At 60.2% G+C, this 25,041-nt stretch carries 26 protein-coding genes and 1 riboswitch; of the genes, 7 read left to right on the top strand and 19 right to left on the bottom strand.

Translation table 11 applies throughout. From position 1 onward, the window contains the following. Positions 1–12: 12 nt before the first annotated feature. The 12 genes from secY to yqeB all read right to left on the bottom strand — a co-directional run bounded on the left by secY (position 13) and on the right by yqeB (position 8,434). Positions 13–1,299, bottom strand: a complete 1,287-nt coding sequence (secY, locus tag DXD24_RS03000) for a preprotein translocase subunit SecY (RefSeq protein ID WP_117646114.1) — start codon at positions 1,297–1,299, stop codon at positions 13–15. After that, the gene (rplO, locus tag DXD24_RS02995; RefSeq protein ID WP_006235267.1) at positions 1,293–1,742 is read right to left on the bottom strand and encodes a 50S ribosomal protein L15; all 450 of its coding nucleotides are present in this window, start codon (positions 1,740–1,742) and stop codon (positions 1,293–1,295) included. The genes secY and rplO overlap by 7 nt, the downstream gene beginning before the upstream one ends. 3 nt (positions 1,743–1,745) lie before the next feature. Further along, complete coding sequence (gene rpmD, locus DXD24_RS02990) at positions 1,746–1,928, bottom strand: 50S ribosomal protein L30 (RefSeq protein ID WP_006235266.1); 183 nt, start codon at positions 1,926–1,928, stop codon at positions 1,746–1,748. A gap of 2 nt (positions 1,929–1,930) precedes the next feature. After that, positions 1,931–2,455: a 30S ribosomal protein S5 gene (rpsE, locus tag DXD24_RS02985; RefSeq protein ID WP_055252236.1), complete on the bottom strand. Its 525-nt coding sequence runs from the start codon at positions 2,453–2,455 to the stop codon at positions 1,931–1,933. A 14-nt stretch (positions 2,456–2,469) separates the two neighbouring features. After that, positions 2,470–2,838 carry a 50S ribosomal protein L18 gene (rplR, locus tag DXD24_RS02980; protein WP_006235264.1) on the bottom strand — a complete coding sequence of 123 codons (369 nt, stop codon included), beginning with the start codon at positions 2,836–2,838 and terminating at the stop codon, positions 2,470–2,472. Between the two features lie 75 nt (positions 2,839–2,913). Then, positions 2,914–3,450 carry a 50S ribosomal protein L6 gene (gene rplF / locus DXD24_RS02975; protein ID WP_117564182.1) on the bottom strand — a complete coding sequence of 179 codons (537 nt, stop codon included), beginning with the start codon at positions 3,448–3,450 and terminating at the stop codon, positions 2,914–2,916. Positions 3,451–3,483: 33 nt separating this feature from the next. Beyond that, a complete protein-coding gene (gene rpsH / locus DXD24_RS02970) occupies positions 3,484–3,882 on the bottom strand; it encodes a 30S ribosomal protein S8 (RefSeq protein ID WP_006235262.1) in 399 nt (132 codons plus the stop codon). A 119-nt stretch (positions 3,883–4,001) separates the two neighbouring features. Then, positions 4,002–4,187, bottom strand: a complete 186-nt coding sequence (locus DXD24_RS02965) for a type Z 30S ribosomal protein S14 (RefSeq protein WP_022094280.1) — start codon at positions 4,185–4,187, stop codon at positions 4,002–4,004. Between the two features lie 79 nt (positions 4,188–4,266). Further along, on the bottom strand, positions 4,267–4,824 hold the full coding sequence (gene rplE, locus DXD24_RS02960; protein ID WP_006235260.1) for a 50S ribosomal protein L5: 558 nt from the start codon (positions 4,822–4,824) through the stop codon (positions 4,267–4,269). A 321-nt stretch (positions 4,825–5,145) separates the two neighbouring features. Continuing rightward, positions 5,146–6,459, bottom strand: coding sequence for a uracil-xanthine permease family protein (locus DXD24_RS02955; RefSeq protein ID WP_158548927.1), 1,314 nt, complete (start codon positions 6,457–6,459; stop codon positions 5,146–5,148). Between the two features lie 127 nt (positions 6,460–6,586). After that, complete coding sequence (locus DXD24_RS02950; protein WP_117564180.1) at positions 6,587–7,630, bottom strand: XdhC family protein; 1,044 nt, start codon at positions 7,628–7,630, stop codon at positions 6,587–6,589. Between the two features lie 9 nt (positions 7,631–7,639). Further along, positions 7,640–8,434 (bottom strand): selenium-dependent molybdenum cofactor biosynthesis protein YqeB, encoded by a 795-nt coding sequence (yqeB, locus tag DXD24_RS02945; protein WP_117564179.1) that lies wholly within the window; start codon positions 8,432–8,434, stop codon positions 7,640–7,642. A gap of 101 nt (positions 8,435–8,535) precedes the next feature. Between yqeB and yqeC the strand changes: the two genes are divergently transcribed. Continuing rightward, positions 8,536–9,273 carry a selenium cofactor biosynthesis protein YqeC gene (yqeC, locus tag DXD24_RS02940; protein WP_117564178.1) on the top strand — a complete coding sequence of 246 codons (738 nt, stop codon included), beginning with the start codon at positions 8,536–8,538 and terminating at the stop codon, positions 9,271–9,273. A gap of 45 nt (positions 9,274–9,318) precedes the next feature. Here the strand turns inward: yqeC and hydA are convergent, their stop codons facing one another. From hydA to dpaL, 5 genes are all read right to left on the bottom strand, one after another. Then, positions 9,319–10,686 (bottom strand): dihydropyrimidinase, encoded by a 1,368-nt coding sequence (gene hydA, locus DXD24_RS02935; RefSeq protein ID WP_117564177.1) that lies wholly within the window; start codon positions 10,684–10,686, stop codon positions 9,319–9,321. Between the two features lie 9 nt (positions 10,687–10,695). Further along, positions 10,696–11,310 (bottom strand): nucleotidyltransferase family protein, encoded by a 615-nt coding sequence (locus DXD24_RS02930; RefSeq protein ID WP_158548926.1) that lies wholly within the window; start codon positions 11,308–11,310, stop codon positions 10,696–10,698. Between the two features lie 150 nt (positions 11,311–11,460). Next, positions 11,461–12,663: a knotted carbamoyltransferase YgeW gene (gene ygeW / locus DXD24_RS02925; RefSeq protein ID WP_117646113.1), complete on the bottom strand. Its 1,203-nt coding sequence runs from the start codon at positions 12,661–12,663 to the stop codon at positions 11,461–11,463. Between the two features lie 201 nt (positions 12,664–12,864). Next, on the bottom strand, positions 12,865–14,250 hold the full coding sequence (locus DXD24_RS02920; protein WP_117564174.1) for a YgeY family selenium metabolism-linked hydrolase: 1,386 nt from the start codon (positions 14,248–14,250) through the stop codon (positions 12,865–12,867). Between the two features lie 237 nt (positions 14,251–14,487). Further along, entirely contained in the window at positions 14,488–15,702 is a 1,215-nt protein-coding gene (dpaL, locus tag DXD24_RS02915; protein ID WP_055252227.1) for a diaminopropionate ammonia-lyase, read from the bottom strand. A 277-nt stretch (positions 15,703–15,979) separates the two neighbouring features. On the opposite strand from dpaL, the gene DXD24_RS02910 reads away from it, so the two are divergent. Continuing rightward, on the top strand, positions 15,980–16,633 hold the full coding sequence (locus DXD24_RS02910) for a transcriptional regulator (protein WP_117564173.1): 654 nt from the start codon (positions 15,980–15,982) through the stop codon (positions 16,631–16,633). Positions 16,634–16,756: 123 nt separating this feature from the next. Then, positions 16,757–17,731: a hypothetical protein gene (locus DXD24_RS02905; RefSeq protein ID WP_117564172.1), complete on the top strand. Its 975-nt coding sequence runs from the start codon at positions 16,757–16,759 to the stop codon at positions 17,729–17,731. Between the two features lie 37 nt (positions 17,732–17,768). Here DXD24_RS02905 and DXD24_RS02900 read toward each other — a convergent pair whose 3' ends face one another. Further along, positions 17,769–19,091 (bottom strand): ATP-binding protein, encoded by a 1,323-nt coding sequence (locus tag DXD24_RS02900; protein ID WP_117564171.1) that lies wholly within the window; start codon positions 19,089–19,091, stop codon positions 17,769–17,771. Between the two features lie 269 nt (positions 19,092–19,360). Beyond that, positions 19,361–19,451, top strand: a riboswitch (SAM riboswitch). An 8-nt stretch (positions 19,452–19,459) separates the two neighbouring features. Here DXD24_RS02900 and DXD24_RS02895 point away from each other — a divergent pair. The 4 genes from DXD24_RS02895 (at position 19,460) to DXD24_RS02880 (ending at position 21,720) form a co-directional block, all read left to right on the top strand. Continuing rightward, positions 19,460–19,882 (top strand): hypothetical protein, encoded by a 423-nt coding sequence (locus DXD24_RS02895; protein WP_117564170.1) that lies wholly within the window; start codon positions 19,460–19,462, stop codon positions 19,880–19,882. A 572-nt stretch (positions 19,883–20,454) separates the two neighbouring features. Further along, positions 20,455–20,910: a helix-turn-helix transcriptional regulator gene (locus DXD24_RS02890; RefSeq protein ID WP_117564169.1), complete on the top strand. Its 456-nt coding sequence runs from the start codon at positions 20,455–20,457 to the stop codon at positions 20,908–20,910. A 12-nt stretch (positions 20,911–20,922) separates the two neighbouring features. Next, the gene (locus DXD24_RS02885; RefSeq protein WP_117564168.1) at positions 20,923–21,450 is read left to right on the top strand and encodes a hypothetical protein; all 528 of its coding nucleotides are present in this window, start codon (positions 20,923–20,925) and stop codon (positions 21,448–21,450) included. Positions 21,451–21,501: 51 nt separating this feature from the next. Further along, positions 21,502–21,720 (top strand): hypothetical protein, encoded by a 219-nt coding sequence (locus tag DXD24_RS02880; protein ID WP_117564167.1) that lies wholly within the window; start codon positions 21,502–21,504, stop codon positions 21,718–21,720. A 537-nt stretch (positions 21,721–22,257) separates the two neighbouring features. Here DXD24_RS02880 and xdh read toward each other — a convergent pair. Beyond that, a complete protein-coding gene (gene xdh / locus DXD24_RS02875) occupies positions 22,258–25,035 on the bottom strand; it encodes a selenium-dependent xanthine dehydrogenase (protein WP_117646112.1) in 2,778 nt (925 codons plus the stop codon). Positions 25,036–25,041 lie beyond the last annotated feature (6 nt).

Genomic DNA, 25,041 nt, shown 5'->3' with positions numbered 1-25,041 from the left:
TCCTCCTCTAGCCTATTTAAAGAATCCATCGTAATCATACATCTTGATCTGGCCTTCGAGCTTATCGACCGTGTCGAGCACGACGCCGACCATGATGAGGATGGACGTGCCGCCAAATGCCTGGATCAGATGGTTACCCGTGAAGGAGAAGATGATCGAAGGCACGATGGCGATGAGCGCCAAAAAGACAGCGCTGGGAAGCGTGATCTTGTTGAGCGCGTTCTTGATGTAGGCCGCGGTAGCCCTACCCGGACGGACGCCCGGAATAAAGCCACCCTGCTTCTTAAGGTTGTCGGCCGTGTCATCGGGGTTGAACACCATGGAGGTGTAGAAGTACGCGAAGAACACGATGAGGACAACGTTAAGCACCCAGTTGAGCCAACCGGTCGAAAGCGCAGAGGCAACTGCCTGAATCCAGCCGATGCCGGGGAAGAACACGGCAATCTGAGCCGGGAAGTACAGCAGCGCCGAGGCAAAGATGATCGGCACGACGCCCGCGGTGTTGACCTTGATGGGCAGGTAGGTGGTCTGGCCACCCATCATGCGACGGCCCACGACGCGCTTGGCATAGGAGACCGGGATGCGGCGCTGGCCGCGCTCAAGGAAAACAATCAGCGGGATAACCAGCAGGATGATGGCGCAGATGATCACCATGGTGATGATGCCACCGGCATTACCCTCGGTGCTGGAGAAGATAGCCTGCGGAAGGCCGGCCATGATGTTCGCAAAGATGATCAGCGACATGCCATTGCCGATACCGCGCTGGGTGATGAGCTCACCAATCCACATGATCAGCATGGCGCCCGCAGTGAGCGTGCCGACGACCATGAGGTCGAAGATGATCTCGGGAGCGCCGGCGCCATTAAAGCTGATGCCGAAGCTCTTAAAGAGGAAGAGGTAACCCACGGAGTTGAGGATTGCCAGAGCCAAGGTGAGGTAACGCGAATACTGCGTAATCTTGGTCTGACCGACCTCGCCCTCGCGGGCAAGCTCATGCAGGGAAGGCACGACGGCCTGGAGCATCTGGAGGATGATCGAGCTGGTGATGTAAGGCATGATGCCCAGCGAAAACACCGACACATAGCTCAACGCGCCGCCAGAGAAAAGATTCAGGAGGGCCATAGCACCTGCGGCGACCGAATTGTTATCGGTCGAGAAAAGGCCCAGCATCCCCTGGAAGGGAATGCCGGGCACAGGAACGTGCGCACCAATGCGGTACACGACGAGCATAGCTATGGTAAAAAGAATCTTTTCGCGCAATTCTTTGATGCGGAAAGCATTCTTAAGACCAATTAGCACGGCAGCTCGACCTTTCCGCCGGCGGCCTCGATCTTGGCCTGCGCAGAAGCGCTGACCTTGTCGACCTTGACCGTGAACTTCTTGGTGAGCTCACCATTGCCGAGCACCTTGACGGGCTCGAACTCGCTCTTGGTGATGCGAGCGGCCTTAAGAGCGGCACCGTCGATCACAGCGCCATCCTCGAACTTACGCTCGAGACGCTCAACGTTAACAGCGGTGTACTCGATACGACGGGGGTTGCGGAAGCCCGGAAGCTTGGGCAGGCGCATAGCCAGCGGAGTCTGGCCACCCTCGAAGCCGGCACCCTTGGTGCCGCCAGAGCGGGAACCCTGGCCCTTCTGGCCGCGGCCAGAAGTGGTGCCGTGACCCGAAGAATTGCCACGGCCGACGCGCTTACGGTTCTTGGTGGAACCGGGCGCGGGAGTAAGATCGTGAAGCTGCATTTGCTACTCCTCTACAATCTCGACAAGGTGCTTGACCTTGAAGATCATGCCGCGGACGGACTCGTTGTCAGCAATCTCGCGAACCTCGCGGATCCTGTGGAGACCGAGGGCACGGACAGTACGGACCTGGTCCTGCTTGCAACCGTTGGTGCTGCGGACCTGCTTGATCTTGATGGTGTCAGCCATGCTTAGTTCTCCTTACCGACGAACATCTCGGAGACCGTCAGGCCACGGCGAGCCGCGACGTCCTCAGGGCTGGAGAGCTCCTTGAGGCCCTCGACGGCAGCCTTGATGATGTTGAGGCCGTTGTCGGTACCGAGGGACTTGGACAGGACGTTCTTGATGCCAGCAAGCTCGAAGAGGGGACGCACAGCGCCGCCGGCGATAACGCCGGTACCCTCGACAGCGGGCTTGATGATGATGCGGCCGGCACCAAAGTGGCCGAGAACCTCGTGCGGGATGGTGCCCTGCTCGGTCACCGGCACGTGGAACATGTTCTTCTTGGCATCGAGAGACGCCTTGGAGATGGCCAGGGGCACCTCAGCGGACTTGCCCATGCCAACGCCGACGTTGCCCTTGCCGTCGCCAACGACGACGAGAGCGACGAGGCTCATGCGACGACCACCCTTGACGGTCTTCGACACGCGGTTGATGTAAACGACGCGCTCCTCGAACTCGGAGGCCTCGCGCTGCTGCTTCTGATTACGAGCCATGTGCTACATACCTCCTAGAACTCGAGACCGGCGGCACGAGCACCGTCGGCGAGGGCCTTGACGCGGCCATGGTAGATACGGCCACCACGATCGAAGGCGACCTTGGTGATGCCGGCCTCGATGGCGCGCTTGCCAACGAGCTGACCGACCTTCTCCGCAGCCTCCTTGTTCGAGGTGTGGGTGCCCTTGAACTCGGCCTCGAGGGTCGAGGCAGAGACGAGCGTCAGGCTGGAGCCCTTGCTGTCGTCGATGATCTGGGCATAGATGTTGGCGTTAGTACGGGTCACGCGAAGACGCGGACGCTCGGAGGTACCCGAGACCTTGCCGCGAACACGACGCTGACGACGCTTGAGGCCTTCCAGCTTCGCCTTATGCTTGTTCATACGTAAACTCCTAAAAAGGTTGATCTTGCCAGCACCTGACGGGGTGCTGGTCTTATGCGAGTGAGTCGGTTACGACTACTTGGCGGCCTTACCCAGCTTGCGGCGGATGTGCTCGCCAACGTAGTGGATACCCTTGCCCTTGTAAGGCTCGGGAGGACGATGGCCGCGGATCTCAGCGGCGATCTGACCGACCTGCTGCTTGTTGATACCCTTGACGTTCACGTGGGTGTTGTCGGGAACCTCGAAGGTGATGCCCTCGGGAGCCTCGACGATCACGGGGTGCGAGAAGCCCAGGGAGAACTCGAGGTTCTTGCCCTTCTGCTGCACGCGGTAACCGACGCCGGCGAGCTCGAGCTTCTTCTCGAAGCCCTCGGAAACGCCAACCACCATGTTGTGGATGAGGGCGCGGGTGAGGCCGTGGCGGGCACGGGTCTCACGCTCGTCGTCGGGACGGGAAACGGTGAGGACGTTGTCCTCGATGTTGATAGCGAGCTTCTCAAAGACATCGAGCTCGAGCTGGCCCTTGGGGCCCTTGACGACAACGTTGTTGCCGTTGACTGCCACTTCGACTCCGGCGGGAATCTGGACAGGCTTATTACCGATACGAGACACGGTGATCTCCTTTCCTTCTACCTACCGAGCGAATTACCAGACGTAAGCGATGATCTCGCCGCCGACGTTGTGCTTGCGAGCATCGCGGTCGGTCATAACGCCATGGCTGGTGGAAATAATGGCGGTACCAAGGCCACCGCGGACGCGGGGCATGTCGGCAACGCCGGTGTACTTACGCAGGCCCGGCTTGGAAATGCGGCGGATGCCGTTGATGACCTTAGCCTTCTTGGGACCATACTTAAGCGTGATGTGCAGAGTCTTCTGGGGAACGGTGTCCTCGACATCGTAGCCCTCGATGTAGCCCTCCTCGTGCAGAACACGAGCGATCTCGACGAGCTTCTTGCTGCTCGGCATGGAGACCGTGGCCTTGTTCACAGAGTTAGCGTTACGGATGCGCGTAAGCATATCTGCGATCGGGTCTGTAAGGTTCATACAGATTCTCCTTCGTTCTTGATGAACACGTGCTCTTGGTTCTTCGCCGCCCTTAACGGCAAAGCCTTTTTAGCGCGTTTTCCCTGTTCCAAACGGATGCTTGAAACGCTGGTAGTGACTTACCAGCTGGCCTTCTTAACGCCGGGAAGCTCGCCCTTGAGTGCAAGCTCGCGGAAGCAGACACGGCACAGGCCGAACTTGCGGTACACAGAGTGCGGACGGCCGCAGCGCTGGCAGCGCGTGTACTCACGAGTAGAGAACTTCTGCTTGCGATTGCACTTGACGATCATCGATGTCTTAGCCACTTATATCCTCCTCACATAGAGTATTGTTCGCCCCAAGCGCCGCCCCCTTCTGGGAACGGCGCTCATAGGGCAGGTGAACCTATTTCTTGAACGGGAAACCGAAGGCGTCCAGAAGGGCCTTGGCCTCCTCATCGGTATTGGCGGTGGTCACGAAAGTGATGTCCATACCACGCTGGTGATCGACGGAGTCGAAGTCGATCTCGGGGAAGATGAGCTGCTCGGTGACGCCCATGGAGAAGTTACCACGGCCGTCGAAGCTCTTGGCGGAGATGCCGCGGAAGTCGCGGATACGGGGAATCGCGACGGAGGTCAGACGATCGAAGAACTCCCACATACGGTCGCCACGCAGGGTAACCTTGCAGCCGATCGGCATACCAGCGCGCAGGCGGAAGGTAGCGATGGACTTGCGGGCACGGGTGATCATCGGCTGCTGGCCGGTGATGGCGCGCAGGTCGCGCACGGCACCGTCGATGGCCTTGGAATCGGTAGCGGCCTCGCCGACACCCATGTTCACGACGATCTTCTCAAACTTGGGGATCATCATGACGTTCTCGTACTGGAACTTGTCCTGAAGCTGCTGCTTGACCTCGTTGTTGTACTTGGTCTTCAGACGCGGCACATACTTCTCTTCTGCCATTGTTCACTCCTTCTTGGGGTTTTAAGCACGGGGCGTGGCCACGATGGGTTGTCCTCGTGCCTCCTGGCTGCATCCGCGCCGCTCATGGCATTTCGCGGTTTGGACTCGACGCAGCAGGAGCCGACAAAACAATCGGTACTATACGCGCATCGGGAGCGTATTTCCAGAAAAACCTCGTCTGCCTGCACAACTCCACAACTCCCCCGCACAAATTGATCCCTAGGGCACGGAGGAAAACAGCAGTTGCGGTGAGATAGGGACTGTTTGATGGCTTAAAAGGCTTAAACAGTCCCTATTCCACCGCAACTCATATATGGGGCGTTATTTTTGGCGCGGGAGGACCAGGTTGAGGATCACAGCAACGAGCGCGGCGACGGCAATGGAGGATCCGCCAAAAACGGTGCCAACCCATGCGGGGAATCCAGCGCCGGCAAGCGCGCCGGCCGTGCGCTCAATGCCCGTGCCAAAGGCGATAGAGAGACCCATGAGCGTGGTATCGCGCTGAGACAGGCCGTGGCGGGCAAACATGACCACACCGTTCATACCGATGGTCGCGAACACGCCAATCGTGGCGCCACCGATGACCGGCTGCGGAATAGACGTGAGCACCGCCGCACACTTGGGCAGCAGGCCCGCGATGAGCAGGATGGCAGCCGCAAGCGTAAAGACCATGCGGTTGACGACCTTGTTCTCGGCGATAATGCCCACATTCTGGCCAAAGGTTGCCGTGGGGACGCCGCCAAAAAAGCCTGACAGCATACCGACCAGGCCGTTGGCGATCAGGCCACCCGAGATCTGGCTATCGGTCGCAGGGGTATCGAGCGCAGCGGACGACACGGCGGCAAACTCGCCCATGACCTGTACTGCGTTGACAATGGCGACAACGCCCACAACGGCGCACGCGGCCGGGTCGAACACCAGGCGATGGGCGCCCAGGGCCGGCGGGGCGAACCAGCTGGCGGTCGCGATGGCCGAGAAATCGACCATGCCCAACACCGCAGCCAAAACAAAGCCCGCGCAGATACCAGCCAGGATGCTGCCCAGCCTAAGCGCGCCCTTGCCGTAGTTGCCAGCCATAAAGGTGACGACGAACGTCACAAGTGCGACGGCCCAGTTGGTGACACTGCCAAAATCGGCCGCGCCCTCCCCGCCCGCCATGGAGGCAACTGCCACTGGGCATAGCGACAGGCCAATGACAAAGATGACGGTGCCAAGCACCGGGGCCGGAAATAGAAAACTCACGCGCCTAAACAGTAGGCCGAAGAGCGCGACGAGCGCGCCGCCGATTACCTGGGCGCCCAGTACGGCCTCAAAACCAAGCTCAAGACCGACTGCCTTGAGCGCCGGCACGAAGGTAAAGCTCGCACCCATCACAATGGGCAGGCCCGAACCGACGACACCTTTTATGGGAAACTGTTGAAGGAAAATGTCAAGCGCCGAGAGGACGAGCGACGCCTGGATGACGGCGGCCTCCTCCTGAGGGGTAAAGCCACAGACCGACGCGATAATGATGGCGGGCGTGACGATACCCGCGAATGCCGCCAGCACATGCTGCAGTGCATGGGGTAATACCTGCACAAACGAAACTTTTCCCGTACGCTCGAACAGGGCATCCCCTGCTGCCGACTCTGCCATTTGCGCCTCCCATACCCTAGGCAGCGGCCCCATGCCGCTCAACGGTCGGACATTATAGGGCATATGGCACAGGTAGCATTTTGACCCGCATGCGGCAGAGGGCTGGGGCAGCTCATTTGGGATGCGACTAGCGCTTGCGGGGGACGAGTTTGGTGCGACGCAGGTGGATCATCTCGGCGGCGATGGAGATGGCGATCTCCTCGGGGTCCTCGGCCTCGATGGCGACACCAATCGGCAGGTGCAGCTCGTCGATCTGCTCCTGCGTAAAGCCCTCCTGCTCCAGGCGGGCGCGCACAAAGGCGGTCTTGCGGCGCGAGCCCAAGCAGCCCAGATAGGCGGGTTTGGCGCGCATGGCCTGAATCACCACATCGATATCGGACTTGTGACCCGCCGTGGCGACGACCACCAGGTCGCGCGGGCCGATGGGGCACTGCTTGCTCAGGCTCTTGTAGTCGACCAGACGACGGTCGTAGACACCGGGCACCCAATCGGGGGTCAGCGTGCCGGGGCGGTCGTCGCAAGCCACGACGGCAAAGCCCGCCGCCGTGAGCACGCGAGCCGTCGCAGCGCCCACGTGGCCGCAGCCAAAGATATAGGTCAGGCCCTCGGGGCAGAGCGTCTCGATGTGCGCCGTGGGAATCTCGGAGGCGGCGTTGGTGTAGGTGACCTTACTCCCCTCCTCCACCAGCGAAAGCCCGGGGCAGCCCGCAATGGTGCGGCGCGATTCCTCGCCATGGTACTCGGCCACATCGCCCTCGAGCACGCTCGCGATAAACGGCTCAAAGTCGATGACGAAGTCGCCGATGCGCCGATAGGCCAAGATGTCGGCAACCGACTGGAACAACGGCGCCTGCGATACATCCAGGCGCAGATAGCACAGGCAGATGGCTCCGCCGCAGATCATGCCGGTATCGGAGTTCTCACCGCCCATGGTGTAGCGGACCAGACGCGATTGACCTGCGGCCAGCAGCTCGCGCGCCTCGTCCAGCGCAAAGAGCTCAATCTTGCCGCCGCCGATGGTGCCCGCTTGGCTGCCATCGGCAAAGACGGCCATCCAGGCGCCCACGCCGCGCGGCGATGACCCTGCCGTGCCGGCCACGACCACGAGCTCGCACGTCTCGCCAGCACGCAGGGCGGCAAGCGCCGCATTCACCACATCGAGCTTTTCCATTGCCGCCTTCTATCCTCTAAAGACATCGGTGAGCATAGCGAGTGCCTCGAGCACGCCGCCGCCGACCGACGTCGCCTTGTCCGAAATATAGTTGATATAGCTGGCATCGCCGCGCGGATCGACGTCGGCGCATTTAAAGCCCTCAGTCACCCGCACGCCGTTCGCCAAAAGCCCGCGCAGACAGCCATCGATCTGCGTGCACATGGGTGTATCTCCCGCGTAGCCAATCACGTCTCCGGCGCTCACGATGTCGCCGATTGCGCGGTCGGACCGAAACACGCCGGCGGCGGGGCTGTGGATAACTCGTTCCTTGCCGTAGCCGGCGATGACGCCCGGCACGCCCGTGTTGGGCTGGGGCGAACCTTGGGTAATGACGCGGCCCAAAAAATGCCCGCGCATGGTTTCGACCGCTGCGTCGCAGTCAACCGGCGCGGTGAAGCCCGGTCCCACGGCGATGACGGCAGGCGCCATATCGCGCGTGGTGCCCAAGTTGCGCTTAGCCAAAATCGCGTCGACCACAGCCGTGGGTTTAAGCTCATCGAGCATCTTGGCCTGAGGGTCTACCACGACGGCGACGTCTCCAGCCTCGGCAATCGCAAGCGCCTCAGCCGGCGTCTGTGCCAAGCGAGCGCGAATGCCCTCGACCTCGACCTCGCCCAGGCGAATGGCCTCGCAAAAACTGATTGTGCGGCGGATGCACGTGGGAACCGCGATATCGGCCATAACGACCGACACGCCGGAGCGTACCAAGCGAGCGGCGACGCCCGTGGCGATATCGCCAGCGCCGCGAACATAAACGAGCATTCCCGGGACACCTCCCTGTGCTACGGTTTGAGCAGAGCAAAGCGGTTCGACCGCTACTCTGATGATTTTTTATTATCACAGTATTATACGGCGGTGAACAGATGAAAACGACGAGCGGAAACCTTGCCTCCGCGCTCAAGATCGAGCCGGGCATTACCGCGATTGTCGGCAGCGGCGGCAAGTCGACGCTGCTAAAGACGCTCGGCCTTGAGCTTATGCGCGCTGGCGGCCGCGTGCTCCTCTGCACCACCACGCACATGTTTCCCGTCGCCGGCGTGCCATGGGACGGGTCGAGCCGTCGCCTGGACGCCGCGCCTTGGAAGCCGGGGACCCTGCATGCCCCCGGCTGCACCTGCGAGGCCTGCGCGGGCCTTGTGCGCGGAAGCATCTGCCAGGCAGGCGTCTTGGACCCGGAGACAGGCAAGCTCTCCGCCCCCGCTGAGCCGCTCGACCAGCTGGCGCAGCGCTTTGACTATGTGTTGGCCGAGGCAGATGGCAGCAAGCGACTCCCGCTCAAGGCGCATGCCGCCTGGGAGCCGGTAATTCCCGCCGCCACGGCAAACGTTGTCTGGGTCGTCGGCGCCTCAGGGCTGGGCAAGCCCGTCGCCAAGGTTGTCCACCGCCCCGAGCTCTTCTGCGAGCGCTGCGGCTGCGAGCCCACCGACGCTGCCACCCCAGAGCGCGTCGCCATGGTGCTCAATGCCGAGCTGCAGATGCTGAACCTCGACAATGCCCGCATCATGCTCAACCAAGTCGACACGCTCAGCGACCCCACGATGGCCGACCGCTTCGAGACAGCTCTCGACCGCCCCATCGTCGCCACCAGCCTCCAGGGGTAGCTAATTTGGGACGGGGCTCTTTTAGCTACCCCGGCGCCCTTTCTGCTAGCGGGGGACGTAGCGGCCGGGCTGGGCTCCGGTGGGCTCGCCGTCGCGCGCAGCCAGTACGCCGTTCACAAACACGGCCTTGGCGCGGCCGTGCGCCTCAAAGCCCTCGAGCGGCGTGTAGTCCACAGCCTGATGCTGCGTCGCCGCGCGAATGGTCCAGCGCGCCTTGGGATCCCACACGCACACGTCGGCATCGGAGCCCTCGGCAAGACAGCCCTTGCGCGGATACATGCCAAAGACGCGCGCCGGGTTCTCGCTCATCAGGCGGCACAGATCCTCGGGGCCCAGCTGTCCCTCAAAGCTCGTGGCGATCGCGACGGGGCGATGCTCCACACCGGGTCCGCCGTTGGGAATCGCGCGGAAGTCGTCGCGCCCGCGATCCTTTTGCCCGTGCAGGTTAAAGCTGCAGTGGTCGGTCGCAATCGTATCGATCTCGCCGGCCACAAGCGCCTCGCGCAGTGCCGCACGATCACCCGCATGGCGCAGCGGCGGGCTCATCACATACTTGGCGCCCGCAAAGCCGTCCTCGCCCTGCTCCAAGTAGCACGTATCGTCGAGCATCAGATACTGAGGGCAGGTCTCGACATAGATATTCTTCTGCCCGCGCGCCTTGGCGGCACGGATGGTCTCGAGCCCCAGCTTGGTCGAAAGGTGCACCACGTTGACCGGTGCGTCGCCGGCCAGATGCGCCAGATACAGCAGACGGCTCACGGCCTCGGCCTCGCACACATCCGGACGGCTGAGAGCATGTCCCTCGGGCCCGTGGATACCCTGCTCAAACACGCGCTTCTGCAGCTCGTTCACCAGCGTGCCGTTCTCGCAATGCACGCACAGGATACCGCCCACGCGCTTGAGCTCCTCCAGCACCTCGAGCGTCTCGGCATCGTCCAAGCGCAAATGATCGTAGGCAAAGTAGGTCTTGAACGACGATACGCCCGCCTCGCGCATGGCAGAGAGATCGGCGCGGTTGCGCTCGTTCCACTCGGCGAGCGCCATATGAAAGGCGTAGTTGGCCGTGCAGGTTCCGTCGGCGCGGCGATGCCACTCGGCCAAGGCATCGGGCATGGTCACACCGCGATCGGCCGTGGCGTAATCCACAATGGTCGTCGTGCCGCCGCAGGCAGCCGCACGTGTGCCGGTCTCAAAGCTATCGGCCGTCCAGTCCATGCCAGTCCAGCACTGCATGTGCGTGTGCCCATCGATAAAGCCTGGGAACACCCAGCAGCCCGCGGCATCCTCGACGGTATCGCCCTCGGCCGGCTCAATCGCCGCGGCGATCCGCACGATCTTATCGCCATCCATGGCAAGATCGGCGCGGCGAAGCCCCTGGGGCGTCACGAGCGCGCCGTTTTTGATGATGATCATAATTGCTCCTTATTGATTGATGCAGTTGGCCACGCGATCAAAATACGAGCAGGCGGCGATATGCTCCGTTATGCGTCGCTGTCCCTTGGCGGTATCGACGTCCCACAGCTCGTAGGCACGTGCCTCAACCAACGCAACGTCGGTGCGGCCCTTGAGAATCGACCCACCACCGTCCTTGCCCTCGAGAAGCATGAGCGAAGGGAACAGTTGCCTTGGGAAGAGCACCGGGCTCGAAGGCTCACCGTTGCACGCAAGACGCACCGGATGCCTGCGGCCACGCTCGTCAAATGCACGAACCATAGCCTCAAAAGAATCCGAACTCACGAGCGGCTGGTCACCCGGCAAAAAGAGGCAACCTTTCCAGTTGCGTTCGACTCCCCACGAAAGGCCCGCACGGACGCTTTCGCTGCGCAGCTCGCCATCGTGCAGCACGCACGGGCAATGCTTGTCATCACAAATCTGAGCGGCCTCGGGCCAACGCGTCGAAACCACGACGTCAAAGCCCCGGGGAACCGAATCAATGGTCCGGGCAATCAGCGGCTCGCCATAGATATCGGCGAGCATCTTGTTAGAGCCAAATCGCTTGCCCTCGCCCGAAGCCATAATGACGCAACCAAGTTTCATGGCGATACCTCCCCTGAAACCATCGTACCCATAACTCGCGTCGCGGGGCATCTACATCGAAAGCGCTTATCCCGCACGCCCACGATGCAAAAAGGGGCACCCCGCCGGTTGGCAGAGCGCCCCCTTTACATGGCTTACCTCAGCGCGGCTTTAGGCCTGGAACCAACGGGCGGTGTTGCGCTCGTCGAGGGCCTTGAGGGTAGCGGCGGGATCGGCAACCTTCTGCAGGAACATCATGGCTGCGATGGCGTACGGCTTGTAGCTTGCCTCCTTGTACATGCCCACGCGGTGCATGTCAAAGACGTCGGCGTTGACCTCGCCGCGCTCGCAGGAGACACCGGAGATGTCGGCGGGCAGCGGGTGCATAAAGATAGTGTCCTGGCCGTTGGCGGTCTTCTCCATGAGCTCGATCGTGGAGCACCAGTCCTGATGGGTGGCGTTCTGAGCGAGCAGCTCCTTCTCGAGCGCTGCGATGCCGGCGTCGTCGCCCTCCGCGTACAGGTTGGTACGCTTCTCCATGGCGGCAAACGGAGCCCAGCTCTTGGGGATCACGATGTCGGCGCCCTCGAAGGCCTCGGCCATGGTGTTGACCTGCTTAAAGGTGGTGCCGGACTCGGCGGCGTAGCCCTTGGCGCGCTCGACGACCTCGGGCATGAGGTCGTAGCCCTCGGGGTGGGCCAAAGTGACGTCCATGCCAAAACGGGGCAGCAGGCTGATCAGCGACTGCGGACAGGACAGCGGCTTGCCGTAAGAGGGCGAGTAGGCCCAGGTGACGGCAACCTTCTTGCCCTTGAGGTTCTCGAGGCCGCCAAACTCGTTGATGAGGTAGAGCATGTCGGCAGAGGACTGCGTGGGGTGATCGGAGTCGGACTGCAAGGAGATGAGCGTGGGACGGTGATCCAGAACGCCGTCCTCGTAGGCCTGCTGGACAGACTCGGAGACCTCGGCCATGTAGGCGTCGCCCTTGCCGATGTACATGTCGTCGCGGATGCCGATGACGTCGGCCATGAAGGAGATCATGGTAGCGGTCTCGCGGACGGTCTCGCCGTGAGCGATCTGGGACTTCTTCTCGTCCAGGTCCTGCAGCTCGAGGCCGAGCAGGTTGGCGGCCTTAGAGAAGGAGAAGCGCGTACGGGTGGAGTTGTCGCGGAACAGGGAGACGGCCAGGCCCGAGTCGAAGATCTTGGACGAAACGTTGTTCTCACGCAGCTCGCGCAGGGCGTCGGCAACGATGTAGAGAGCCTTGAGCTCATCGGTGGTCTTATCCCAGGTGTGCAGGAAGTCGCTGCCGTACATGCCCTTAAAATCGAGGCCGTTCAGCTGCTCGACGAGCTCGGTAAACTTGGCGTCCATGTAAATATCCTTTCCATAGATGAAACGATCGCAATGAGTAGATGTGCTCCGGCATGCGCGTGTGGCTAGAACATGCAGAGCGCTATGACGAGGACCCGCTACCGTTGAGGAAGCATGGGAGATAACGACCGCGGGCCCCAAGTCAACAGGGGGTGCCGGGGACACAGGCTGTCCCCGGCTCAACAAGATCAAGGAATGGGACTAGTCGATCTTGTTGTTGGTCAGACCAGCGCGGAACACGGTAGCGTCGCCATCGGCCTGGCTCGGATCGTAGAGGTTCAGGGCAGCCACGTACATGGCAGCAGCGGTGACCAGGTCGTCCTTGTAGGTGACCTCGTTGGGAGCGTGAGCCTGAGACTCGGCACCCGGGCCAAAGCCAACGCAGGGGATGCCATAGCGGCCCTGGATGGAAACGCAGTTCGTGGAGAAGGTCCACTTGTCGCACAGCGGACGACCGGTGCGCTTGTCCATGCTGGGCTCGCAGCCGATGCGCTCGTCACCGAACATGGCCTTGTGGGCGTCGACGAGGGCCTTGACGTGCGGAGCGGTCTCCTTGTTGATCCACGTGGGGAAGTAAGCCTCGGTCTCGTAAACCTCGCCGGTCCAGGACGGACGGTCGTACATGTACATGGAGACCTTCACGTCGTCGCCGTACTTCTTGGCGGCCGGCAGGTTGCGGATCTCGTCCAGGCAGGACTCCCAGGTCTCGCCGGCGGTCATGCGACGGTCGATGGAGATGGCGCAGGAGTCAGCGACAGCGCAGCGGCTGGGGCTGGTGTAGAAGATCTGGCTGACGGTGCAGGTGCCGCGGCCCAGGAAGCGGGCGTCCTCGAAGTGCTCGGGGTTGTACTTGGGGTCGAGCATCTTGACGAGGCCCTTGATGTCGGTCGACTCGTCGCAGCCGTTGTTGTTGAGGGCGCGGACGTCGGCGATGATGTCGGCCATTTTGTAAATGGCGTTGTCGCCGCGGTCGGGAGCGGAGCCGTGGCAGGAGGTGCCGTGAACGTCGACGCGGATCTCCATGCGGCCGCGGTGACCGCGATAGATGCCGCCGTCGGTAGGCTCGGTGGAAATGACGAACTCGGGCTTAATGCCGTCCTTGTTGTAGATGTACTGCCAGCACATGCCGTCGCAGTCCTCTTCCTGGACGGTGCCGACGACCATGATCTTGTAGCCCTCGGGGATGAGGCCCATGTCCTTCATCATCTTGGCAGCGTAGGTAGCAGAAGCCATACCGCCCTCCTGGTCAGAGCCGCCGCGGCCGTAGATGATCTCGTCGGTCTCGTAGCCCTCATAGGGATCGGCATCCCAGTTCTCGATGTTGCCGATGCCGACGGTGTCGATGTGGGAGTCGATGGCGATGATCTTGTCGCCCTCGCCCATAAAGCCCATGACGTTACCCAAGCCATCGACCTTGACCTCGTCATAGCCAAGGCTCTCCATCTCGGCCTTGATGCAAGCGACAACCTCGCCCTCCTCGCAGGACTCAGAGGGGTGCGAGATCATGGCGCGCAGGAAGCGGGTCATGTCAGCGCGGTGAGACTCAGCAGCGTTTTTAATTGCCTCGAAATCGAGTTCCTTAGTCATAACAGTCAACCTTTCTACAAGGGTTTACCTACAGGTAGATATTTCAGATTGATCACTTGTGCCAAGCAGCGTGAGGTCGAGCACCCGGCAAGCAAGCAACCATAGGAGGCGGACGGAGGACTTTGCTCCGTCGCGAGTTCCGCACGAGCCGGAGAGCACTTAATGTGCTCTCCGTGCGAGCAGGACTGTCCGAGCAGGGAGTAAAGTCCTCCGGCTGCCTCCGGACAGGTCAGCCTGCTAGCAAGTCGGGTACTCGCCCTCCCAGACGATGCGACGGTACTGATCCGGATCGGTGTCGCCCTCGGTGGAGAAGCAGAGCACGGAGCTCGTCTTGTCCAGGCCGATGAGCTCCTTGAGCTCGGCGTACTCGGGGTCGAGCATGAGGGTCTCGACCAGACCGGTGGTCACTGCGCCGGACTCGCCGGAGATGACGCGCGGGTCGCCCTTCTCGGGAGCGCCCAGGGTGCGCATGCCGCGAGCGGTGACCCAGTCGGGGCAGGACACGAAGGCGGTGGTGTGGTTGCGCAGGATATCCCAGCCCAAGATGTTGGGCTCGCCGCAGCACAGGCCGGCCATGATGGAGGGCATGTCACCGTCCACGATGCGCGGATCTCCGTCGCCGGCGGCAGCGCCCTTGTACAGGCAGGCGGCCGGTGCGCACTCAACCACGACGAAGGTGGGCGGGTTATCGGGATACAGGTTGGTGAAGTAGCCCACCACGGCGCCGGCGAGCGAGCCTACGCCAGCCTGGACAAAGACGTGCGTCGGGCGGTTGATAGCCATCTCGCGCAGCTGCTCGGCAGCCTCGGAAGCCATGGTGCCGTAACCCTCCATGATCCAGGACGGGATCTTCTCGTAGCCCTCCCAGGCGGTGTCCTGAACGATGACGCCGCGCTCGCAGGCGTCGGCCTCGGCGGCGGCCATGCGCACGCACTCGTCGTAGTTGACCTCTTCGATGGTCACCGTGGCGCCCTCGGCGGCAATGTTATCGAAGCGGGGCTTGGTGGAACCCTTGGGCATGTGCACGACGGCCTTCTGGCCCAGCTTGTTGGCAGCCCATGCCACGCCGCGGCCATGGTTGCCGTCGGTGGCGGTAAAGAAGGTGGCCTGGCCAAAGTCCTTGGCAAGCTGATCGGAGGTCAGGTAATCGAAGGTGCACTCGGCAACGTCCTTGCCGGTCTCGTCGGCAATGTAGTTGGCCATGGCAAACGATCCGCCCAGGACCTTAAAGGCGTTGAGGCCAAAGCGATAGCTCTCGTCCTTAACGCACAGGTTGGACAGGCCTAGGCGCGCGGCCTGGCCATCCAGGCGGGCAAGCGGAGTGACGGTGTACTGGGGGAACGACTGGTGGAAGGCGCGGGCCTTCTTCACGTGGTCGAGGCTCATGATTCCCAAGTGCTTGTCATCGCTCTTGGGCATCGTGTTGCCCGCCCACTGGATCTTATCGGCCATACGGTGAACTCCTTAAGTTCTCTCTTGCCGGCCCCCGCATACGCGTTTCAGCCCGATCCCATTCACACGGCTGAACTTTTATGTGGATGCCAAACAAAAAGTTTGTTAGCACTGTTCTATCACACTTTTTGATTGGAAAACCTAACAAATTGTTTGTTGCCGTAATCGGTACCTTTTCGCCGCCGAACGGTCACATAACACAGCGACGCTTTCGTTATTTGCGAACAAGTGGGGTTTATGGCACAGTGAGCCCAAACTAATTTTTAGGAAGGCACCCATGACCCCCGCACAGATTGAGTTCTACAAGCGCCTTGCACACGGCCTGGCGCTCCAATTTGGCCCCAACTGCGAAGTCGTCGTCCACGACCTGGAGACCGAGGACGTGGACCGCTCCATCGTAGTGATCGAAAACGGCCACGTTAGCGGGCGCAAACTGGGTGACGGCCCCAGCCATATTGTGCTTGAATCCATGCACGAGGGCACCGCCGACGTGCACGACCGCGAGCCGTACCTCACCAAAACCGCCGATGGCAAGCTGCTCAAGTCCTCGACCATCTTTATCCGCAACGACGAGGGCAAGCCCGTCGGCATTTTGGGCATCAACTTTGACATTACGCTTATGAAGGCTTTTGAGCGTTCGCTCGACGCCTTTACCGGCACCGGCGGCACGGGCTACACCGAGCCCGAGCCCATTACCAAGAACATCGGCGACCTGCTCGAGGACCTGCTGCACGAGTGCGAGCAGTTTGTGGGCAAGCCCGCGGCGCTCATGACCAAAGACGAGCGCATTCGTGCCATTGGCTACCTCGACCGTCGCGGCGCCTTCCTCATTTCCAAGTCGAGCGAACGCGCCTGCGAGTTCTTTGGCATCTCCAAGTACAGCTTCTATAGCTACCTCAATGAGGCCAAGGCGGCAGCAGGCGACAAGTAGGCACTCGCCTGGATTGCCCCTCCCCTTTTGGGCGCGAGTTCTGGAAAGCATGAATCCAAGACCGAGCCGCTTGGAAAGTTCCATATAATCGATGTCATTAGTATTTCGGAAGGATGGAACAGAATGGCGTTGAGCAAGGCATCATGCACCGGTCGCGGATTGATTCCGGCAATTGGTGGACATGTGCACCGCATGTTCGATGAGGGTGAAGACGACCTGTTTTCGCTGAGCCTTGACGACGTGATGAATGATCGCCCGTGGACCGCCGACGAACTCATGGGCGGCGGGGCTCGTCCGTCAAGCCTCAATCCCGCACTTGCGCCTAAGCCCGCATCTGCGCCGACTCCTGCGCAGTCGCCTGTTTCGACGCCCGCACTCACTTCGGCGACCACGCCCGCTCCCCGCCCCGCAAGCGACCCGTCCGAAACGGCGGCATTTCTCGCTGCAGCGACGCAGGGCAAATCGGCCGACAGCACCGTTATGTACAGCGCCCAGCAGTTGCCTGTTCCTGCGGCACGCAAGCCTCCGGTCACAAGGCTCGATGAGCCCGTTGCCCATCAGGTTGCCTACGATTCCTGGGCTGCAACCGATCTGGATGAGACCTCTACCGGCATGCCGGCGCTCGACGTTCCAGTTAACCCGCTTTTTGCCGCCAACACGAGTGCCGCGGACTATGAGAGCGGTACGGCATTTTCCGATTATTCCGATGGCTATGCTGGCAACGGTCGCATCGAGACCGAGGATTATGGCACCGCATCGAGCGATTATCTCAACGATCCGTACGCTGCCACGCCTGCACCGGAATATGACCCGGAGGCCGCGTCCGCGCCGGTGTATACCAAAAGCACAGGCGAAGAATGCTTCGCCGATTATTACGCCGAGGAAAAGGCGCTGCGTTTCTCGGAATTTCCGCAGGCAGTCAAGGTTGCCTTTATCGCCATTGTCATTGCCCTGCTCGGTGTCATTGCGTTTGAGGGATTCCGGCTGTTCTCCGGCCCCACCCAAGCGGAGTCGGAGACCCAGCAAAAAGAGGACGATAACGAGTATCTGGACATCAACACCCTCAAGGGCGACCCCAACGACGGGGACGACGAGTAGCGAGGGCTAAGGGAGGGTCGGAAGAGTCGGCGGCACGTTACGGCTCCAAAAGCCCTGCCATAAAGATGGGCAGATACAGCACGTCACCATCGCGGTGAAGATTACATTCCGCAAGTACCAGGGCGCGATCGATTCCGTAGCCCTTCGTTGCCAGTGCGTTATCGAGCGCCGCGTGGGACTTAAAACTCTTGCCCGATTTGACCTCGATGGCGAGCACTTCCCCATCGAACGTCTCTTCCACAAAATCGAGCTCACCGACCTTTTTGGACGTAAAGTAGCGCAATCTAAATCCGTGGGCTTTGAGCTCTTGGGCAACGAAGCCCTCGAATGCCGCCCCCATATTCATGCCAAAGGGGCCTTCTGCCTCCCCATCAAAAACGCCTTGGGCGACCCTTTTGGAATACGACGACATAAGCATTCCGGTGTCCAAGTAAAACAGCTTAAACAGATTTCGTTGCTCCCCCAATAAAAGGGGTGCCACGGGCGCCGTTACGCTATACACAGGAAGCGCGACACCCGCCTCCGATAGCCAGAGGAAATGATCTGTCACCTGCGAAAAACGTTTGACACCGTTAATCGATGACAGTTTGAATCGCTTGTTTTTGGAACCGGCCTCGCTGGGAATCAGATCATAGATATCGCGAATAACCAAGCGCAGCTCGGGCGGAGCGTACTTTGCGATGTCATCGCGATACAGGGCGTGAAGATCGCGGTGGATGTTTCGAACCTCGTCGACATTGCGCGTCGCCAAGAAGGAATTGACCGCGTCGGGCATGCCTCCCACCACCACATACTGATGGAACAGATCGAGCAAGCGGTCATACAGATAGCCGGGAAGCTCCCCCTCATTCTTTAGACAGCCCCTGAGCATGTCAAACACGCTGGCACCAACGCCATTTGCCCAGCAAAACTCCTCAAAGTCGAGCGGGTACATCTGGACCTGCTCGACATACCCCACCGGCAGGGAATCGATGCCCTCGAGCTCAACGCCAAGGAGCGATCCGGTAAGGATGTATCGAAAGTCGCCGCGCTGGACCAGATATTTGATAAACGTCACCACGTTGGGGCATCGCTGCACCTCGTCGATAACCACAACGGTCTTGTTCGCAACCATCGGCTGCGTTGCAGCAATAGACATACGCATAAGCAGATCATCCGCACTTTTCGCCGCCAAAAACGAATCGCGCACGGACGCGTCGGCGATAAGGTCGAACGTCACGACATTTTCGAACGATTCATTTGCAAAGACGTTGACCAAATATGACTTTCCTACCTGTCGGGCGCCCTTGACCAAAAGAGCCTTGTTAGGCGACGAGGCAAGCCAAGATTCAAACTGTGCTTTCGCTTTTCTCTGTAGCATAAGCGCACCCCTTATTACGTGCTGTTTTAGCATTAGGATACACTTTTCCGTGGTTGCTAGATGCTCATTTCGACACTTTTTCGAGATTTTGAAGTGTGTATTACGATACTTTTCCGTACTTTTACACGGGATATTTCGACACTTTTTCGGATTTAAGCCTAACAGCAGCCGGCGAAATCAAGCGCCGTCTGCACATCATTTCGCAGGCGGCGCTTGATTTGTGTCCGCGCGCGCTGATAGACTCCATCGTGCCAGCAAGGAGCGGGCGCGTTTTATCCAGAGTCGGGGTAGAGAGTTGGCTCCACGATCCCGACGCCAACCGGCCAAGAGGCACGGTGGCCCTGCCAACATCGATGAAAGGAGTCCGTATGGACAATTTCTCCGTGCGCAGTGAGCGCAACTTCCACAACCTGGTAGCCAAGCCAAAACGAATGCATCTTCTGGACAAGCCGAACGGCTATGCCTCGGCCATGGTCAAGAGCAGCCTCTCCCACCAGATGCGCTTTACCGTGCAGGTGCTCGAGGAAGAGCTCTGCGTTGCCGGCGACCCGCACGTGCTACAGATCAAGCTGCTCGGAGACGACTCGCGCGAGTCGTCCAGCTGGAAGCTCTTTGCCGACGGCTCGTGCGTCGCAAGCGGCTCGGGTGACTTTGCCCGTGAGTGCTTCTGCGAGGGCGCCGAGGTGTTTTTGGACTTGTGTCGTGATGCCGTCGAGGCTGCCAAGCTGCACCAGTGGAGCCAGAGGGAGTATGAGCTGCTGAGTGCCGCGCGCGGGATTGCGGGGGTGTAAACAGGCGGAGCGCTCCTGAAGCCTTATTCCACACGATCGGGTGTACTCATCTGCAACTCGACTTGCTACCAGATGGTGCAATCACGTTCCACGTCGGTTAAGCCAGACCCCGGCCGGTCGTTGGCAAGTGAAACAACATCTCCCACCCATAGGCCTCTAAGACCGACCGTCCACTATAATCCAAGCGGTTAGCGTCTCCCAAAATCGCCATGGACACGTCTTCCAAGATGCCCTCTCAACTGTGCAGAAATAACAGCCGCCCATACGGTCGATGTGCTCCTTGCACGTCTCGCTGACCACGCAACGATGGAAAACAGGTTCCTGGACGGATGACCCCTGAGGGGATGCATGAAATCGGCATCGAGGCCATCGTCTGTCGAACAATACCTGCCCATACCTTTAAAACATGAGAACAAGACGCCGGCGTCGGTATCGTTTTCAATTCAGTTTAAAACTGAGGAGATTCAGGAGCCAGCCGAATAAACTAAGACTCACTTAGTAATTGCTAAATTTCTGACTGGGTATATAATATCTGACAGTAATAAGGATTCTTTACTATATGTGAGGCAGAAATGACTTCAACGGATGATGAACTAGTCAGCAGGCTCCAAGCTCACCTGTCAACCATTCGCAAGGCGGCGGGCTGGAGTGGCGAACGGCTTGCGAACGAACTAGGCATAACAAAGCAAACCGTCAGCAGCCTTGAGACGGGTAAAACGCAGATGACGAAGATGCACTATCTCGCCATCAGGGCGGTATTCAACAACGAAATCGCCGTCAGCGGAAACGAGGATCTGGCAAAAATAATTCAGCTATTCGTTGACCAACCAGTAGCACCCAAACTAGAGAAGATGCAAAATGCCCTTAAAGAAGGGGATGAGAAGGGGACACAACAAGAGGCAGCTACTAAGCAGAGCGCCATAGTTGGAGCAACCGCTCTCACCGCCGCCCTAATCCCCGCTTCATCGGCATTGATTCCGGCATTGGGCTCTCTTGCATATCAACTTGCAAAATCAATCAAGAAATGAGGTGTACAGAAATTGGAGTCGGAAAACACTGATCTGCCTGCAAAGAACAAAGGCCTCGTGTGGCTCGAGCAGCACAAAGTCCAGATTGGCATCGGTGTATTTGTGGCAATCAGTTCAATCGTTAGCATTACGATTGCCGCGAAAACGGGCCATACGCCTAAATTCAAAACTATTTGCAACGGCGCAGACAAAGGTGTTGCCACGATTGCTAAGGCAGCAGAAAAGGCCTCCTTGCCAGTGGTCAACCTTACCGGAGTCAAGAAGACTGCAACGGGACTCGGACATGACTTGCTTCTTTCGAATCAGGCAGTTAACAAGCGTCTCGTCTCCAGCGGAATGATGACAAAAGAGCCCTGGGGTTACAAGCTCACAGAAGTCGGCAAACTCTTTGGGAAAGAAACAGTCAAAGTAACGCGCGCCGGTTATACCTTCTCAAATATCGAATGGGATGAAGCGGTTGTCCCGTTTGTTTTTACTTCCGACGAACTTGCGAGCATTAACGCCAAAAAAACTCACATTGCGCAAGTCATAGCCCAGTAGTCAAATCTGATACACCGTGCGCCCCGCGTACGCAAACGAAAAGGAGACACCATGGTCATATACAGAACTCAAGAATGGAACGGATACGGAAAGCAAAACTACTACTGGAATGAATACCGCCGTGAGGGCGACACGGTTGTCAAATACAAGTGTAATAGGCGCAAGTTCTTCGATGGGGACGAAAGCAACTGGGAAGAAAGCGAGCATGAAGAAGATTCGTGGAGCATTGACGATCCCAATATGCCCGATTGGCTGAACGGCTACCTCTAATAACTATTAACTAGCAGCCCTTGAAAGCCCCACTTCCCACAGGGAACGTGGGGCTTGATATTGCCCTCCTGTCCGAAAGCACTTTCCATCTCAGCTTTCAATCTAGGCAACCACAATGGTATGGGCCATGGCCGTCAGTTCACCAATCTCAATAAACCTGTCTTTTGTAATGCGATTGACCAATGCGCCGACTCTCTGGTCGGTCGCATCGACATCACAAGCGATGCGCAGCCCGGGAGAGCCGCCAAAAGCAGCTGCTTGTCTGATGCACAAAAGCGCAGAAACCCGCATCCCGAATATGGTGGGATGCGGGCACGGACAATCGTGTGTCCCATTCCAGGCGCGGATTCTGGGATGCAATCTCCGCCGAGGGCTCCAAGGGGAAAGCGCATCCCATTCTGAGCGCCTATTCCGGGACACAGTTTCCGCTCCAAACAAAAGGCCCCGGCTCGCGATTGAACTGCGCCCCAAAGGCACAGCATATGCAGTTGATGGTGAGCGCGAACAGCCCGTCAGAAATGCCATCCGCGCTCTACCCTACCCGCGGTGACGGGCGCGGCTGTACGGCGTATCCACCATGGGCAGATCCGGACGCAGCTTGCCGTCAAATGCGCGATAGGCATTCTGTACGGCGGGCGCCGTGGGGATCGTTGCAATCTCGCCGATGCCCTTTCCGCCGTATGCCACGGGCAGCAGTTCGTCCTTCTCCACGTAGATGGCGTGGATATCCGGAATCTCGGGCGCACGGAACAGCCCGAGCGTGCCGTACCTTGCCTGGGGCACGCAGTCCTTGAGCGGCCAGTCCTCGGTAAGCGCATAGCCCATACCCATGAGCACGCCGCCTTCGATCTGACCCTGGATGGAGATGGGGTTGACCACCTTGCCGGAATCGTGCGCGGCATAGACCTCGCTCACGCGACCGTCATCATCCAGAATGACCACATGCGTGGCAAAACCGTAGCAGATGTGGCTCTTGGGGTTGGGAACGTCAGCGCCCAGCTTGTCAGTCGGCTCCAGGTACACGTAGCCAAACTCGCATCCCTCGAGCGCCTTGATGGCGGCCGCGGGATCCTGAGGATGCATGCCCTGGCCGGCGACGAGCTCCTGCGTGCGCAACTGATAGGCGCGACCGTCGTCGTACTCGATCTTGACGCCGTCACCATGCGCGCTCACAGGAACATCGGGTGCAGGCTTGCCGGCCTCGATGTCAAGCATGGCATCGCGCAGCAGGAAGGCGGCACCGCGCACGGCCTCGCCGGTCACGACCGTCTGTCGCGAGCCAGACGTGGTGCCGGAGTCGGGAGCGTTCTCGGTGGAGCACTCGCCATTGGCAATGCAGCTCAGCGGCAGACCGCACGCCTCGGCAACGTCCTGCAAAAAGACCGTGTTGCAGCCCTGGCCGATGTCGGACGTGGCGGCGTAGACCACGGCGCGGCCATCCTCGACGCGAATCTTGCAGCGGCCGGCATCGGGCAGGCCCACGCCCACGCCGGCGTTCTTCATGGCGCAGGCGATACCGGCGTGTCCGGGATGCGCATAGTAGGCATCCTTGACCTCAAGCAGCGTCTCCTTCAGCGCCGTGGAGCAGTCGGCAATCTGGCCGTTGGGCAAAACCTCGCCCGGCTCGATGGCGTTTCTGTAACGAATCTCCCACGGGTCCAGGCCGACCTTCTCTGCCAGCAAGTCGATCAAGCTCTCGAGCGCAAACTCGGACTGGCAAACGCCAAAGCCGCGGTACGCGCCGGCGGGCGGGTTGTTGGTGTAGTAGCCAAAGCCGCGAATGTCGGTGTTCTGGTACTTGTAGGGGCCAACGGCGTGCGTACAGGCGCGCTCGAGCACCGGGGCGCACAGCGAAGCGTAGGCGCCGGTATCAAAGTTGATCTCGCAATCAAGGCCGGTAAAGTTGCCCTCGGCGTCGCAACCCAGCGTAAAGGTACCGTCCATGGCATGGCGCTTAGGATGGAACGCAAGCGACTCAGCGCGCGTGAGCTTGCACTTCACAGGACGTTGGAACTTATATGCGGCGAGCGCGGCCAGGTGCTGGATGGACACGTCCTCCTTGCCGCCAAAGCCGCCACCCACGAGCATGGTTTCGACGACCACACGCTCGGGTTCGCTATCCCAGCCAAACATATGGGCACACTCTTTGCGCGTGTCGTAGGCACCCTGGTCGGTCGACTGCACCTTAACGCCGTTCTTGTACGGGAAGGCAACGGCGCACTCGGGCTCCAAGAAGGCATGCTCGGTAAAGGGCGTGGTAAAGCGCTGCGTCACGGTGAACGCGCTCTCTGCCAGCGCCTTGGCGGCGTCGCCGCGCGTCACGTGACGGCTCTGGCACACGTTGTCCTTGAGCTCCACCGTGTTGCCAAAGGCAAAGAAGCTGTCGTGCAGGCGCGGGGCGTCGGCAGCCCTGGCCTCGACAATGTTACGCACGGGCTCCAGCGGCTCGTAATCGATCTTTACGAGCTTCTTGGCCTTCTCGAGCGTCGCCTCGTCCTCGGCAACCACCAGCACGATGGCATCGCCCACGCAGCGGGTGATATCGCCCTGGGCGATCATGACGTCCCAGTCCTGGATAAGGTGGCCGACCTGGTTGACCGGCACGTCCTCGGCGCGCAGGATGCCCACCACACCGGGCAGGGCCTCGGCCTTGGAGGTGTCGATGGAGAGCACGCGGGCGCGCGGATACTTGGAGCGCACGGCGCTGGCGTAGGTCAGACCCGGCTGATCGAGCTCGTCGATGTCATCGGGATACTTGCCCTCGCCGAGCACCTTCTTGCGCACGTCGATACGGAAGGCGCGCTTGCCCACGCCGTAGTCGTCGCCGCGCTCCAGGTCCTCGTCGATCTGCTTTTCGCCGCGGAGCACCGCAGCTGCCAGCGAAATGCCCTCGATGATCTTCTTGTAGCCGGTGCAGCGGCAGACGTTGCCGCGGATGGCGTACTTGATCTGCTCCTCGGTGGGCTCGGGATCCTCGGCGATCAGCGCCGCACCCGCCATGACCATACCGGGGATGCAAAAACCGCACTGCACGGCGCCCACGGCGCCAAAGGCGTACACAAAGGCCTCGCGCACGTCCTCGGGCAGGCCCTCGATAGTCACGATGTTGCGGCCGGCGGCAAGGGCGGTGGTCAGCACGCACGCCTTGACGGCTGCACCGTCCACATGAATGGTGCAGGTGCCGCAAGCACCCTCGGAGCAGCCGTCCTTGGCTGAATGGATGTGCAGGTCGTCGCGCAGGTAGCGAAGCAGCGGTTTGTTTTGGGTCGTCGTGTGCTCGACGCCGTTAACGGTAAAAGTGAATTCCTGTGCCATGGTGAT

It is taken from the genome of Collinsella sp. TF12-2AT, assembly GCF_003436735.1.
In the GTDB taxonomy this organism is placed as follows: domain Bacteria; phylum Actinomycetota; class Coriobacteriia; order Coriobacteriales; family Coriobacteriaceae; genus Collinsella.
The sequence above is the reverse complement of the archived record's forward strand: the minus strand, read 5'-3'. Positions and strand labels throughout refer to the sequence as shown.